Annotated in this window: 9 protein-coding genes; 4 read left to right on the top strand and 5 right to left on the bottom strand. The window is 71.8% G+C overall.

Translation table 11 applies throughout. The features are described from left to right. Positions 1-26: 26 nt before the first annotated feature. From OG514_RS29700 to OG514_RS29680, 5 genes are all read right to left on the bottom strand, one after another. Positions 27-2,264 carry a right-handed parallel beta-helix repeat-containing protein gene (locus tag OG514_RS29700; protein ID WP_266900049.1) on the bottom strand — a complete coding sequence of 746 codons (2,238 nt, stop codon included), beginning with the start codon at positions 2,262-2,264 and terminating at the stop codon, positions 27-29. Positions 2,265-2,269: 5 nt separating this feature from the next. Further along, a complete protein-coding gene (locus OG514_RS29695) occupies positions 2,270-3,727 on the bottom strand; it encodes a M1 family metallopeptidase (RefSeq protein ID WP_266900048.1) in 1,458 nt (485 codons plus the stop codon). After that, complete coding sequence (locus tag OG514_RS29690) at positions 3,724-5,439, bottom strand: extracellular solute-binding protein (protein ID WP_266900047.1); 1,716 nt, start codon at positions 5,437-5,439, stop codon at positions 3,724-3,726. Before OG514_RS29690 ends, OG514_RS29695 begins: the two co-directional genes overlap by 4 nt. A 52-nt stretch (positions 5,440-5,491) precedes the next feature. Further along, entirely contained in the window at positions 5,492-6,352 is an 861-nt protein-coding gene (locus tag OG514_RS29685; protein ID WP_266901009.1) for a carbohydrate ABC transporter permease, read from the bottom strand. A 205-nt stretch (positions 6,353-6,557) separates the two neighbouring features. After that, positions 6,558-7,559, bottom strand: a complete 1,002-nt coding sequence (locus tag OG514_RS29680; RefSeq protein ID WP_266900046.1) for a sugar ABC transporter permease — start codon at positions 7,557-7,559, stop codon at positions 6,558-6,560. Positions 7,560-7,908: 349 nt separating this feature from the next. Between OG514_RS29680 and OG514_RS29675 the strand changes: the two genes are divergently transcribed. The 4 genes from OG514_RS29675 (at position 7,909) to OG514_RS29660 (ending at position 14,344) form a co-directional block, all read left to right on the top strand. Next, positions 7,909-8,895 (top strand): hydroxyacid dehydrogenase, encoded by a 987-nt coding sequence (locus OG514_RS29675; RefSeq protein ID WP_266901008.1) that lies wholly within the window; start codon positions 7,909-7,911, stop codon positions 8,893-8,895. Between the two features lie 251 nt (positions 8,896-9,146). After that, entirely contained in the window at positions 9,147-10,244 is a 1,098-nt protein-coding gene (locus tag OG514_RS29670; protein WP_266901007.1) for a LacI family DNA-binding transcriptional regulator, read from the top strand. Between the two features lie 310 nt (positions 10,245-10,554). Beyond that, on the top strand, positions 10,555-11,829 hold the full coding sequence (locus OG514_RS29665) for a M60 family metallopeptidase (protein WP_266901006.1): 1,275 nt from the start codon (positions 10,555-10,557) through the stop codon (positions 11,827-11,829). A 67-nt stretch (positions 11,830-11,896) separates the two neighbouring features. Further along, complete coding sequence (locus tag OG514_RS29660; RefSeq protein WP_266900045.1) at positions 11,897-14,344, top strand: polysaccharide lyase 8 family protein; 2,448 nt, start codon at positions 11,897-11,899, stop codon at positions 14,342-14,344. The last annotated feature ends 3 nt before the right edge of the window (positions 14,345-14,347 follow it).

The following is a 14,347-nucleotide window of genomic DNA, read 5'->3' as shown; positions in this document are numbered from 1 at the left end:
GAGGCAGCCTGTGGGTCGGTCGCGCGTCACGGATGGATCAGGACGTGGGCGAGGGCCACGCGGCCCGTGCCACGCTGCACGATCCTCAGGTAGCGGGCTTCCGTGTCGGTGGTCAGCAGGGTGGGCCGGAGCGCTTTCCCGGTGACGTGCACCGTCGTCGCGTCGCTGAAGTCGGGTGACGCGGCCAGCTGGACGTCGACGTCCGCCGTCGTCATGGAGGTGTTGTTCCACAGCTCGACCTGACCGACGTGCCGTACGGCTCCGAGGTCGGCCTGCCACCAGGCGCCCGGCTCGGAGAGGGTGCGGGTGTCGGTGGTGGTGTCGCCGTCGACGGCGTACCCGGCGATGGCGGCGCCGTCGGTCGAGGATTGGGTCACCGTGGCCGACCGGGCCAGGTCGGGGCGGAGTCGTTCGACGGTCCCCCGGCCGTCCGCGCCCGCCGCGCGGGCCACCTTCAGGGCTTCGGCGGGGAGCCCGTCGAGCGAGGTGTGGTTGTCGGTCGTCGTCGAGCCGGTGCCGGTGAGGGCGGGTGCGGCGGTGTCGGTCCAGTTGCCGGTGGCGTGGTTGTCGATTCCGTAGTCGGCCCAGTTGGAGACCCACTTGTAGCCGACGCGGGTGATCACGTTGCCCTCCACGCGGATGTGACTGGACTGTTCGTCGAGGTAGATGCCGTTTCCATCACGCTCGGTGTTTCCGTAGGCGCTGCGGTTGATGTAGTTGCCGGAGACGATCGTGCCCGGCTGGGCGCCCTGGGTGTAGACGGCGCCGCCGTCGTGCTGGTCGTCCGTCACCCGCATGACGTCGGTGATGCGGTTCGCGGTGATCCGGTTGTCGCGGAGGACGGAGGTGCGGGCCTCCGGCTGGTTCCATCCCCAGCCGACCGAGATGCCGGAGTACGGCAGGTCCGCGAGGGTGTTGTGGTCGACGGTGAGCTCGGCCTCGTATCCCGCCCAGATGCCGACGGAGTCGGTGTACTCGACGCCCGTGCGCCGGATCGTGTTGTACGAGAGGGTGTTCCGCTCGCCCGCTCGCTCGTCGTCGGGCAGGGGTTCCGTGTCGCCGACGTAGGCGGCACCGGAGGACAGGTCGGTGAAGCGGGAGCGGGTGACCGTGGAGTCCTTGGTGCCGTCCTCCAGGACGAGCCCGGCGCCGCCGAGCCGGCTGAAGTCCACGCGGTCGACGACGACGCCACGGCCTCCGCGTACGGTGAGGGCGGCGGCGGGCTTGGTGTAGTGGCGGCCCGCGTGGTCCACGGGACCCGTGGCTCCGGTGAGGGTGAGTCCGGCCTGCGTGCCGGCGTACCCGTCGCCGGTGTTCGGCTGGTCCCAGGCCGCGTACCGAAGGGCGAGGCGCTCGATGCGCACGTCGTGGGCGCCGTCGAGGACGAGCAGCTGCTCGGTGGCGGGAGTGACGGCCCGCGCGCGGCGCATGTCCTCGCCGTGGCGGGGGAGGTACGTGATCGTCCGCAGCGCGGAGTTCCAGACGAACTCGCCTGGCTCGTCGATGAGTTCGGCCGCGTTCTCGAAGCGGGCCACTTTCGTGTAGCGGGTGGAGTCGACGGTCGTCGTGTCCCAGGCGGGCCCCGTGCGGTCCGTTCCGGAGGCGGAGTTCGACCAGCACGGCTGGGCGAAGGTCAGCAGGTCCCCGTCGACGCCGGTGATGCGGCAGTGGTAGTTGCGCCAGCGGACGCTGATGACGGCCTCGGCGTCGGTGGGGCGGGCCCAGTGCGCGATACCGGTGGCCAGGGCGCCCGTCATGGCCGTCTTCGTCGCGTCGCAGACGGAGGCCGGGCAGGATCCGCCCCTCGCCCGGACAGCCCGGACTCCGTCGACGAACATCTGGCGCGGGGTGACTCCGTCGGGGACGCCGGTGGTCCAGGTGCCGTCGGGGTTCTCGGCCCAGCCGTTCAGGGCGCGTCCGCCGGAGAGGACCGGGTCGGCGCCGTCGGCGGCGGTCCAGGTGACGGTGTGGCCACCGCGGCCGGAGTCCTCTCCGCCCAGGGCCAGCGGCTGGGTCAACGCGTAGGTGCCGTCGTCGAGTTCGATGCGTATGTCACGGCCTTCGATCCGGCGCGCCGCGTCCCGTGCGCCGGTGAGGGAGCAGGGGTGGCCGGTGCTGCACCGCGTTCCCGAGCCGTCGGGTGCGGCATGCAGCACTTTGGGTGCCGTCTCGTCCGTGGCCGCCGCCGGCCGCACGCTCGTGAGACAGCCCGCGGCCAGCGCTGTCAGGGCGGCCAGGGCAGTCAGGACACGGGTCCGCTTCATCGCGCTCACACCCAGTCCGGGTGTCCGGGCATGGGCGGGTTCTCCGTGCTGAAGAGCCATTCCTCCAGGAAAGGCCGCAGGGAGCTGTCGTGCGTGACGCGGACGGCGTTGTCGATGAAGTCCTGGGAGTCGGCGTTGCTGTTGCGGTGCTTCCTCAGCCAGGAGGTGGTGATCGCGTCGAACTCCTCCTGTCCGACCTGCTGGTGGAGGGCGTAGAGGACGACGGCGGCGCCGTCGTAGATGTTGAAGCCGCCGAGCGCGGTGGGCAGTCCGGGCGGACCGTCGGTCTTCCGGACCGCGTCCAGCTTGGTGTACGCCGCCTTCATCTTGTCCCGCATCGAGGCGGTGCCCTGCTGGTCGGCCCAGAGGGCCGCGTAGTAGACGGCCGGGCCCTCGTTGAGCCAGGCGCTCTGCCAGGTGGTGGGGGTGACCGAGTCCCCGAACCACTGGTGGGTCAGTTCGTGGATCATGACGTTGGTGTACGTCGTGGAGGTGGCGGCGTTCTTGAACCAGTTCGGCCCGAAGAGCGACAGGGTCTGGTTCTCCAGGGCGTCGCCGTAGCCGTCGCGGACGATCTGCATCCCGTAGGTGTCGAAGGGGTACCGGACGCCGAGGGTGTTCTCCAGCCAGGTGATCTGCCCGGCGGTCCGCTCGACGATCGGCCGGTACGTGGCGACCTGGTCCTCGGGGACGTAGTGGCGGAGCGTGATGCCGTGCGGGCCCCGTCCGGTCAGGACGGTCTGGCGGGCGACGGAGATGCCGAGGAGTTCGGGGGCCATGGGCGCGTCGAGCCGGAAGTCCCAGGTGGTCCTTCCTGGGCCGGCCGGGCGGGTGCCGGTGGCCGTGCCGTTGGCTGCGGGCGTGTAGCCGTCGGGCGCGGTGAGGTGGAAGGTCCAGCTCGCCTTGTCCATGGTGGTGTCGTTGACGGGGGCGAAGGTGTCGGCGCGGGAGGCCTGGGCGGCGGAGGCGAAGCCGCCGTCGCTGATGAGGCGCCAGCCGGGGGCGCCGATCGGCTTGGTCTTGCCGTTGCCGTGGTAGGCGACGGTCACCTCGAAGGGGCGGTGATCGCGCAGACCGCCCTCGGGGGTGACGGTGAGCTCCTGGCCGCTGCTGCCGGGTGAGACGGCCCAGGCGGCGTCCTTGCCGTCGACGGTGACGGCGTCGATGGCGAGGGAGTCGATGTCGAGGTTGAACGAGGACAGGTCCTGGGTGGCCCGGGCGCTGATCTTCATGCTGCCGGTGAAGTCGTAGGTGACCGGGGTGAAGTCGAAGGAGAGGTCGTAGTGCCGTACGTCGTACCCGCCGTTGCCGAGCGTGGGGAACAGCGGGTCCCCGGCTCCGGGCGCGCCGGGCCCGGGGTCGAAGGAACCGGCGTGAGAGGGGTCGGCGTGCGCGGGGACGGCGACGGCGAGCGCGGCCGTCGCGGCGACGGTGGCGACGGCTGCGCGCAGGGTGCGGGTCACTGCTTCGTTCCCTTCTGGGCTGCTTCCTCGAACTCGCGGCGGGCCTGGTCGCCGCCCTTGGCGCGGTACTCCTTGACGAGGCCGTCGTAGCTGCTCATGGGCTTGCGGCCGGTGACGATGTCCTTGATCCAGTCGCCCTTGAGGGTGTTGAGGGTGCCGGACGACTTGGAGTCCCAGGTCGGCGAGGAGTAGCTGGACGTGGGGTCGGGGGTCATCTTGGGGATGAGCCGCGCGTACGCGTCGTGGAGGTGCTTGACGCCCTGCGCGTTGGTGGCGGAGTAGAGGGCGGGCGTGGCCGAGGCCATCAGCTGCCAGGGGACGGCGACGTCCTGGCTGCCCTGCTCGGTGAGGATGGGTGCGCCCTTGCCGTCCCGTTCGTGGTCGGTGCCCTCGACTCCGTAGGCGAGGAGGGTGTACTCCTCGGAACCGAACGGCGCGGCCACCCAGTTGGCGAGCTGGAGGATCTCCCTGACGCGGCCGGCGTCGGCCTTCCTGACGAAGGACTCGCTGAGCCGTGCGTTGTTGTTCCAGGCGACGGCGTCCTTGCCGATCGGCGTCATCGGGCGGACGTCGTACGTGGGGTCGATCGCGGCCATCGCGTCGAGGTATCCGGTGCTGGGGGTGAGGTAGGCGGGCCAGCCGTCGAAGACGTAGGCGGCGCGGCCGTTCTTGAACAGGTCGGTGTACTGGGCCTTCTGGGCGCCCGACATCTGCACGGTGCCCGGGTAGTAACAGCCTGCCTTGTACAGCTTGGCCGCCATCTCGATCGCGGCCCGGTACTCGTCCGTCTCCAGGTCGAGGGTGAACTTCCCGGTCGTGGCGTCCATGCGCCAGTAGTAGGGGGCGCCGTACGACATGGCGATCAGGGTGGTGACGCCGGCGGCGATGGCGTACTGCTTCCCCTTGGGGCGGGTCAGCTCCTTGCACAGTTCGAAGAAGCGGTCCACATCGTCGATCTGGTCGAGGCTGGTGACCCCGGCCGCGGCGAACAGGTCGTGGCGGTAGTACCCGGCGCCGCCGGTGCCGGCGCGCGCGATCGGTATGCCGTACAGCTTGCCGCCGTAGATGGAGCCCTGCCAGGCGCCCTTCGGGATCGCCGCGAGGTTCGGGTAGTCCTTGATCCTGTCGCCGGAGAGGTACGGGGTGAGGTCGGCGCACTTGGCGGCGAGGAACGCGGCCTTGTGGTCGACGCCGCCCGTCTCCGGGTACATGAAGATGTCGGTGAGGGTGTCGCTCGCGACCATGGTGGAGAACTTGGTGGGCCAGTCGTCGGCGGCGACGGCCTGGATGTCGACCGTGGTGCCGAGCCGCTTCTCGATCTCCTGCCAGGCGGCGTTCCGGTCGCGTCCGGGGGCGGGCGGCTTGAACGTCTCCAGGGAGGCGGTGATGGCCTTGGCCCCCTTGAGCGGAGTGCCCGGGACCGAGCGGACGGGCTTGGCCGGGTACCGGCTGAATCCCTGGGGGACGCCCTGTGCGGTGCCGGGGTGGTCGGGGGTGATGCCGAGGTCGCGCAGGATCGTGTTCGGCAGGAGCGAGCCGCTCTTGACCGATGCCTTCTCCGTCGCGGCCCCGCTGCCCCCGCATGCGGTGAGCAGCGGTGCGGCGGCGACGCCCAGGCCGACGCCGGCCCCGAGGCGGAGGAGTGTTCTGCGGTCGAGCGGGAGGGAGGGAGTGGACAGGGAGGACCGGGAAGACCGGGAAGACCGGGACATGGGGACTCCTGTGACGAGGGGCGTGGGTCAGCCCTTTGCGACGTGGGGTGGGTCAGCCCTTGATGGCGCCGGTGAGCACACCCTTGGTGAAGTAGCGCTGCAGGAAGGGGTAGACGCAGAGGATGGGGAGGACGGCCACGACGAGCACGGCCATCTGGACCGACTGCTGGGGAGCGACGGCCTCGCCTGCGACGGCGCTGTCGAGGCTCTGGCCCTGGAGGACGAAGGTGCGGAGCACCATCGGCAGGGGCCACTTCTCGCTGTCGCCGAGGTAGAGCATGGCGTTGAAGAAGGCGTTCCAGTACGTCACCGCGTAGAAGAGGCTGACGACGGCGATGACGGCCTTGGACAGCGGCAGTACGACCTGCAGGAGGATGCGCAGGTCGCCCGCGCCGTCCACCTTCGCGGCGTCGTACAGCTCTTCGGGGAGGTTCATGAAGAAGGAGCGGAGGACGACCAGGTTGAAGGCGCTGACCAGGGTCGGCATGACCAGGGCGGCGAAGGTGTCGTAGAGGCCGAGTTCGTTGACGAGCAGGAAGTTCGGGATGACGCCCGGGTTGAAGAGCATCGTGAAGAGCGCGGTCATCAGGATGACGCGGGAGCCGACGACGTCGCGCCGGGACAGACCGTAGGCCATGCCGATGGTGAGGAGCAGGGCGCAGCCGGTTCCGACGACCGTGACGCCGATGCTGACGAGGAGCGCGCGGGTGACGACACCGCCGGTGAAGATCGTGCGGTACGCGTCCAGGGTGGGGTGGTCGGGCCAGAGGACGAGGCCCGCGGATCTGATGATGTCGTTCTGGGAGGCGAAGCTGGTGCCGATGACCCCGAGGAGGGGGTAGGCGACGGCCGCCACCACGAGGGTGAGGGCGAGGCCCTTGGCGGCCAGGCCGATGCGGGTCGGCCGTTCCATCCACGGCGGGCGGCCGTCGGCGGTACGGCGGTTCTTCCCGGCGGCGCGCGGCGCGGTCCCGGCGGCGCGCGGCGCGGTCCCGGGGGCGCGGGGGGTCTCGGCGAGGCGGGTGGTGTCCGCGACGCCGGCCGTCTCCGTGGCACGGGCGGTGTCGGCGCCGCGGGAGCTGTCGGCGCCGCGGGAGCTGTCGGCGCCGCGGGAGGTCTCAGCGATCGGCGCCACGGTAGATCCCTTCATGGCCGAAGCGATGGGCGAGCTTGTTGGCGCCGAGGACGAGGATCGTGCCGACCACCGCCTTGACGAGGCCGACGGCCGCCGAGACGCCCCAGTCGCCGTCCTTGATGCCGTGGAAGTAGACGTAGGTGTCGAGGACTTCGCCGGCCTCCGGGCCGACGGCGTCGCGCTGGAGCAGGATCTGCTCGAAGCCGACCGAGAGGATCTGGCCGAGGTTGAGGATGAGCAGCAGGATGACGACGGGCGCGATGCCCGGCAGGGTGACGTGCCACAGGCGCCGGATCCGGCCCGCGCCGTCGATGGCGGCCGCCTCGTACTGCTGCCGGTCGATGGTGAGCAGCGCGGCGAGGATGATGATCGTGCCCCAGCCCGCGTCCTTCCAGACCAGCTGGAGCGTGAGCAGCCAGGGGAAGGCGTCCGGGTCGCTCATCATGTCGTACCGGGGCAGGCCGGCCGAGTCGAGCAGCTCGGGCAGGACGCCGGCGCCGCCGAGGACCTGCTGGAAGATCGAGACGATGATGACCCAGCCGATGAAGTGCGGCAGATAGACCACGCTCTGCACGAAGCGGCGGAGCCTGTCGCTGACGACGCTGTTGAGCAGGAGCGCGAGGGCGATCGGCAGGGGGAAGAAGAAGACCAGCTCGACGAGGGCGATGGTCAGCGTGTTGCGGACCGCCGACCAGAAGGCCGGTTCGGCGAAGGCCGTCGTGAAGTTGCTCAGGCCCACCCAGGCACTGTCCGCGTACCCGAGGTACGGCTGGTAGTCCTGGAACGCCGTGATGTATCCGAGCAGCGGTACGTAGTGGAAGACGAGGAAGTAGAGCAGACCCGGCAGGCAGAGCAGCAGCATGACTTTGTCGCGCTTGATCCGCTGCCAGAGGGTCGCTTTCCCGCGGAGGGCGACGGGCGGTGCCGTCGCCCCGGCGTCCTGCCGCCGGCCCTTCCGGGGCAGCGGGGTTGCTGTGTCAGCCATGGAGGAGTCCTGTTCGGCTGGTGGCGCAGGGAAGTCGAAGTGACGTTCTGCGGCGGCAACGTAGTAAGCGGTTAACCCAGGCGTCAAGAGCGAGTGTGGATCCGTTCGCGATTCGACCGGGGCAACTGGGCCTGATTCTTGGCCATTCGGGCTGCGTGGTGGCCAATTCCTGGCTGCCAACGGGGGATTGCTTGACGGTCCAGGGCATCTGTCCCTAGCGTGCGCAGTCATCTGTAGTACACGTTTACTATCCGGAGGCATGGTGCGAACCTCTGACGAACCGTCGGCACGGCCCGACGTGAACGGCGGGGCGCCCACGCTCCCCCGCCGCCCGCGGACGCTCCTCGCCATGGATCCCGCGCTGCTCGACGACGTCTTCCCGCCCGTCGTGCGAGCCCGCCTGGAGGACGCCGCCGACCTGCGGCTTCCGTTCCCCGTGGAGGAGTTCGACAGCCCCGCGGCGACGGCCGCGCTCGCCGACTGCGAGGTGCTCCTGACGGGCTGGGGCTGCCCGCCCGTCGGCGCGGACGTCCTGGACCGCGCCCCCCGGCTCGGCGCGGTGATCCACTCGGCGGGCACCGTGAAGACCTTCCTGAGCAGCGCCGCCTACGAACGCGGGATCACCGTCTCCTCGGCCGCCGCCGCCAACGCCGTCCCGGTCGCCGAGTTCACGCTCGCCGCGATCATCCTCGGCGCCAAGCGGGCCTTCCCGCTCGCCCAGCTCTTCCGCACCCGCCGGTCGCACCGGACCACGGCCGATCTGGACCGGCTGCACTGGCTCGGCACCCACGGCATCACGGTCGGTGTGGTCGGCGCCTCCCGCATCGGGCGACGCGTCGTCGAGCTGCTGCGCACCCTCGACGCCGAGGTGCTCCTGCACGACCCGTACGTGAGCCCCGCCGAGGCGCGGGAACTGGGGGCTACCGGCACCGACCTGGACACCCTCGTCGCCACCAGCGACGTGGTGACCCTGCACGCGCCCGCCACCCCCGACACCCACCATCTCCTCGACGAGCGGCGCCTCGCGCTCCTGCGCCCCGGCGCCCTGCTCGTGAACACCGCGCGCGGCCCGCTCGTGGACACCGAGGCGCTCGTCCCACACCTGGTCAGCGGCCGGATCGACGCCGTCCTGGACGTGACCGACCCGGAGCCGCTCCCCCGGCACCACCCGCTGTGGGACCTGCCGAACGTCTTCATCACCCCGCACCTGGCCGGCGCCCAGGGCAACGAGGCGGGGCGGCTCGGGGCGCTCGCCGTCGACGAACTCGACCGCTACGCGCGCGGGGTCCCGCTCCACCACGCCGTACTCCTGTCGGACCTGGAGCGGATCGCATGACCGGGCGGCCCGACCACGCCGCCGGCACGGCCCCCGGCGCCGCTCCCGGTCCCGTACCCGAGCGCAGCCCCGACCGCAGCCCCGACCGCACTCCAGGACAGGGCCTAGGCTGGGGGCCCGACGCGGGGCGGGACCGTCCGTCCGGAGGCACCGGGCGGAGCAAGGCCCGGGAGCCGGCGGGCCGTACCCTCCGGGGAAGGCCGCCGACCGGCCCGCACAGTGACGACCAGACGCTCCAGGGGGAGGACCGGATGTCCCGGCAGGATTCGACGGCGGCCGGACAGCGCCGAGCGACGGTCGTGGACGTGGCGCGCCTCGCGGGGGTGTCCACGGCGACGGTGTCCCGTGTGATGAACCGCAACTACCCGGTCGCGGCCGCCACACGCGAGCGCGTCGAGGCCGCCATGCGGGGGCTCGGCTATGTGGTCAACGCGCATGCCCGCGCCCTCGCCGGGGTCTCCGGCCGCACGGTGGGCATCATCATCAGCGATGTCGTCGATCCCTTCTACGCCTACATCGCGCGCGGTGTGGAGCGCGAGGCGGCGGCGGGCGACCGGCTCTGCCTGGTCTGCACGACCCAGGGCGACCCCCAGCGCGAACTCGCCTTCATCGAGCTCATGCACGAGCGTCGCGCCGACGCCGTGATCCTCGTCGGCGGCAGCGTCGCCGACCGTACCTACCGGGCCGAACTCGCCCGGCGCGCCCACGACCTGGACGCCGGAGGCTCCAAGCTGGTTCTCTGCGGCCGGCCCTCGCTCGGCGAGGGCGTGCCCACGGTCGGCGTGGAGTACGACAACGAGGGCGGCGCCTTCGCGATCACCGATCACCTCCTGACGCAGGGGCACGAGCGGATCCTCTACCTCGGCGGCCCTCCCGGGCTCTCCACCACCCGGGACCGGATCGCCGGGCACCGGCGCGCCCTGGAGCTGCGCGGGGTCGCCCACGACCCGGAGCTGGAGCAGCCGGGTGCGTTCAGCCGCGCCTTCGGCTACCGGCGGATGAACGAGCTGCTCCGGGAGGGGCTGCGGTTCACGGCCGTCTTCGCCGCGAACGACATCGTCGCCGCCGGTGCCGCCCAGGCCCTGGAGGAGGCCGGGATCGGCGTTCCGCAGGACGTCTCCCTGGTCGGATACGACGACGTGCCCGTCGCCCAGGAACTGCGGCCGCGGCTCACCACCGTCCACGTACCGCTGGAGGAGCTGGGGCGGCAGGCGGTGCGGGTCGCCGTCGACGGGGGCGACGAGGACGACTGGCGCGCGCCGACCACCGGCACCCTGCGGCTCGGGACCCATATCGTCGTCCGCGACTCGGTGGCGCCGCCGCGCACCGCGAAACGCCGTCGATCCTGAGCGATTGCGCGTGTACGAGAGCCTGTTGACGCAGTAACGAACAGAAACACGCCCTGACCCCTTGCGGACGGACAGCAAACGCTTACATGCTGGCGCGCAGCTCCCCGAGCCTCGCGCCGTGCACCTCGCGCCCCGTTCCGAGCCGAGACAGGGCTGCCTCCGGGATGCGCACACCCCGCCTTCTGCACCTCCTCGCCCCCAGGAGACGACAACCATGCAGATTCCCCCGCTTTCCTCGCTTCCCTCCCCCTCCACCGTCCCCTCCCCTTCGCATCGCTCCGCCCCGTCCCGTCGTTCGGTTCTCGCCACGATGACCGCGGCCGGTGCCGCGCTCGCCGTCGGATCGGGTACGGCCCACGCCCACGGCGGGCCGACGGTCGCCCTGACGGCACGCCCTTCCGCCGAGGCCGAGCGGCTGCGCCTCGCGTCCGCCCTGCGGGCGAGCGAGTTCCAGCCCACCGGCCGGTACGCCACCGCGAACAGCCCGCTGCGGTTCGACGTCCTGCCGTTCGACGGGCTCGTGCCGGCCCTGTGGATCGGCCACTGGGACTACTACGGCACGCTCAAGGAACCCCGCAGGTACACGCTCAAGCCCGGCAGCAACACCGTGACCGATCCGCACGGTGGACCGGTGTACTTCACCCTGGAAGGACGCGGCGAGCGGGCCGGCGTACGGTTCAAGGACGGGTACCGCCCGATGCCCGTCTTCACGCTCGGTCGCACCGGGGAGGCGGAGTTCCAGCGACAGCTGGACACCCTCACCGACGTCCCGGTGGTCGAACTCCACGGCCCGCGCACCCTCGTCACGCTGACCCGCGACGGCGCCCTCCTCCACCGCGGCGAGGACCACGCGGCGCTTCTGTCGCTGCTCGAAGAGATCGTCCGGGCCGAGCAGGACATCAGCGGCCTCGACGGTTCCTCGCCGCTGCACCGGCCGAAGTCCGGCCGCTTCCACTTCACCGAGGTGTCGGTGGTCCCGGCCGGGGTCGGCGCCTTCGCCACCCACGCCTACAACGGCTTCCCGCGCGCCTACCTGGACCGGGCCACCACCGTGCAGGGCCTGCGCACCCGCGGCTGGGGCCTGTACCACGAACTCGGCCACGCCCACCAGCAGATGGCCTACAAGCCGACCGGCCTCACCGAGGTCACCGTGAACATCTACTCCCTCGCGGTGCAGCGCGCCCTGGGTCAGACCTCGAACCTCCTCCTGCCCGATTCGAAGACCGGCCTCACCCCCTTCCAGTCGGCCCTGCCCAAGCTCGGCGGACCCGGCCTCGTGTACGAGAAGTCCTTCGGGGCGTACGAGAAGCTCGTGCCGCTGCGCCAGCTGGAGCTTGCCTTCGGGGCCGACTTCTGGCCGCGGATGCACCGGCTGGTCCGCGAGGAGAACCCCGCCTCGGACTACACGGAGACCGCGAAGCGCTACCGCTACCTCGCCCTCTACGCCAGCCGCGTGGCCGGCCGGGACCTCACCGACTTCTTCGTGAACCGGTGGGCGTTCCCCATCGACGAGCAGGGCCGGGCGGAACTCGCGGCCCTGGGCCTGCCGCAGCCGGCCGTCGACCCGTCCGCCCTCACCGACTGACGCGTTCCCCGCCCGCCCCCTCCCCCTCCCCGCATTCTCGGCCGATCAGCAGGAGGCGCTACCGGTCATGGCTCTCCCCAGACGACAGTTGCTCGCTCTCGCCGGCGCCACGCCGGTCATCTCCTTCCTTCCCATGGCGGCGGCCCTTCCCGCCGCGGCGGCGGCCGACGGCCCCGCCGACTCCGTCGATCCCTACGACACGCTTCTCGACCGGGCCGAACAGGAGCTCACCGGCGGCACCTTCGACCCCGCGGACCCGGACTTCGCCGACGCGCTCGCCGCCCTCGATTCCGAGGCCACCACCTGGTGGGAGCGGTTCGTCAGCACACACGGGCGCACGGCCCTCTGGGCGGATCTCTCCCCCGCGTCCGACCCCGGCATGTTCGGCCAGAGCTACCCGCGGCTGCGCACGATCGCGACCGCCTGGGCGACCCCCGGCACCTCGCTGACGGGGCGCCAGGACGTGCTCGACACCCTCCTGGAGGGACTGCGGTTCCTGCACACCGTCGGCTACCACCCGGGGCGCGCCGAGTCCGGCAACTGGTGGTTCTGGGAGATCGGCGCGCCCCGCGCGCTGATGGACACCTGTGTGCTGCTGCGTGCGCATCTGCTCCCGGCCGACTTGGCCGCCTATGTCGCCACCGTCGCCCGGTTCTGCCCGAACCCCGATCGTCGAACGAACATCCCGACCCTGGCCGAGACCGGCGCCAACCGGGCCGACAAGGCCGTCATCGTCGCCCTGCGGGGCCTCCTCGCCCGGGACCCCGCCACGCTGGTCCTCGCCCGCGACGGCCTCTCCGACGTACGGGACGGCGGGCGCAACAGTCTCTTCCGGTACGTCACGTCCGGGGACGGCTTCTACGAGGACGGGTCGTTCGTCCAGCACGGCAGCGTCGCCTACACCGGCACCTACGGCAGCGTGCTCCTCGGCGGTGCGGGGCAGCTCATCGCACTGCTCGCGGGGTCGGAGTGGGCGGTGTCCGATCCCGCCGTGACCGTGCTGTACGAGGCGGTGGAGCGGTCGTTCGCCCCGGTGATCTTCGACGGCGTGATGATGGACGCCGTCCGTGGCCGGGCGGTGTCGCGCGAGCGGTCCCGTGACCACGACGACGGGGCGGTGACCGTCTCCCGCATCCTGCAGCTCGCCGGGGGCGCTCCCGCCGCCCACGGCGACCGCTGGCGGTCGCTCGCGAAGGGCTGGATCCTCCGCAACGGAGCGACGCCCTATGAGGGGCTCGTGGGGATTCCGGCGCTCGCCCGAGCCAAGGCCGTCCTCGACGACCCCGCGGTGCGGGCCGCCGAGCGGCCGACCGGACACCTCGTCCTCGCCGACATGGACCGTGTGGTGCACCGGCGGCCCGGCTGGGCCTGTGCGCTGTCCCTGTCGTCCCGGCGCATCGCCGCGTACGAGGCGGGCAACGGCGAGAACCTGCACGGCTGGTACACCGGCGACGGCATGACCTATCTGTACGACGGCGACGACCCGGCGGCCTTCGGCGACGGGTTCTGGCCGGCCGTCGACCCGTACCGCCTCCCCGGCACGACCGTGGACACCCGTGCACGCGCGGACCTCGGCACGAGTGCCGGCACCAGCACGTACCGCCCCACGAACGCCGTGGCGGGAGGCGCGGCGCTCGACGGCCGGTTCGGCGCGGCAGCGATGGAACTGGCGGCGCAGGGCAGCACGCTGCGGGCGAGGAAGGCGTGGTTCTTCCTCGACAACGCCGTCGTGGCGCTGGGCGCGGACATCTCGGCGAGCGACGGCCGGGCCGTCGAGACGGTCGTCGAGAACCGGAACCTGCACGCCGACGGGCGGCAGCGCTTCACCGTCGACGGGCGGCGGCAGCCCGACGAGCAGGGCTGGCGGGCCGACCTCTCGGGTGCCCGCTGGGCCCATCTGGAGGGCTTCGGCGGGTTCGTGTTCCCCCGCCTGTCGGGCGGTGCCACCGAAGCGACCGGCTCCTTGCAGGCGCTTCGCGAGGAACGCACCGGAACCTGGCGCGCCCTCAACACCGGCGCGGACACCGGCGGCACCACCACCCCCATCACCCGTCGCTTCCTGACCCTCTGGTTCGACCACGGCCTCTCCCCCTCGTCCGCGTCCTACTCCTACGTCCTGCTCCCCGGCGCGAGCGCCGCGGCGACCGGTGTCTGGTCGCTCTCCCGCCCCGTCGTCGTGGTCGCCAACAACGCCACCGTCCAGGCCGTCGAGGCCCGCCGGCACGGCCTGCTCGCCGCGCACTTCTGGCAGACGGGAACCGCGGGAGGCGTCTCCCTGTCGGGGCCCGGCACCGTGCTCGTACGCCGCACCGGCCGGCACGTGTCGGTGGCGGTCGCCGATCCCGGGCGCACGGGCACGGAGCTCACGGTCGAACTCCCCTTCCGCGTCCGCCACGTGGTCCGCGCCGACGACACCGTCACCGTCACCCCGGGCGGCCGCACCGTGCTCACGGTCCGGGTCGGCGGCTCGCGCGGCCACAGCCACACGACCGAGCTCGTCCGACAGCCGCTCTGACCG

The organism is Streptomyces sp. NBC_00572, assembly GCF_026341815.1.
Taxonomy (GTDB): domain Bacteria; phylum Actinomycetota; class Actinomycetes; order Streptomycetales; family Streptomycetaceae; genus Streptomyces.
Note: the sequence above shows the minus strand (reverse complement) of the source record. Positions and strands in the feature narration are given on the sequence as shown.

Excerpts from the sequence above, each read along its gene's own strand:
- OG514_RS29690 (WP_266900047.1), bottom strand. The coding sequence starts at position 5,439 with ATGTCCCGGTCTTCCCGGTCTTCCCGGTCCTCCCTGTCCACTCCCTCC.
- OG514_RS29670 (WP_266901007.1), top strand. The coding sequence starts at position 9,147 with ATGTCCCGGCAGGATTCGACGGCGGCCGGACAGCGCCGAGCGACGGTC.
- OG514_RS29685 (WP_266901009.1), bottom strand. The coding sequence starts at position 6,352 with ATGGAACGGCCGACCCGCATCGGCCTGGCCGCCAAGGGCCTCGCCCTC.
- OG514_RS29680 (WP_266900046.1), bottom strand. The coding sequence starts at position 7,559 with ATGGCTGACACAGCAACCCCGCTGCCCCGGAAGGGCCGGCGGCAGGAC.
- OG514_RS29675 (WP_266901008.1), top strand. The coding sequence starts at position 7,909 with ATGGATCCCGCGCTGCTCGACGACGTCTTCCCGCCCGTCGTGCGAGCC.
- OG514_RS29665 (WP_266901006.1), top strand. The coding sequence starts at position 10,555 with ATGACCGCGGCCGGTGCCGCGCTCGCCGTCGGATCGGGTACGGCCCAC.
- OG514_RS29700 (WP_266900049.1), bottom strand. The coding sequence starts at position 2,264 with ATGAAGCGGACCCGTGTCCTGACTGCCCTGGCCGCCCTGACAGCGCTG.
- OG514_RS29660 (WP_266900045.1), top strand. The coding sequence starts at position 11,897 with ATGGCTCTCCCCAGACGACAGTTGCTCGCTCTCGCCGGCGCCACGCCG.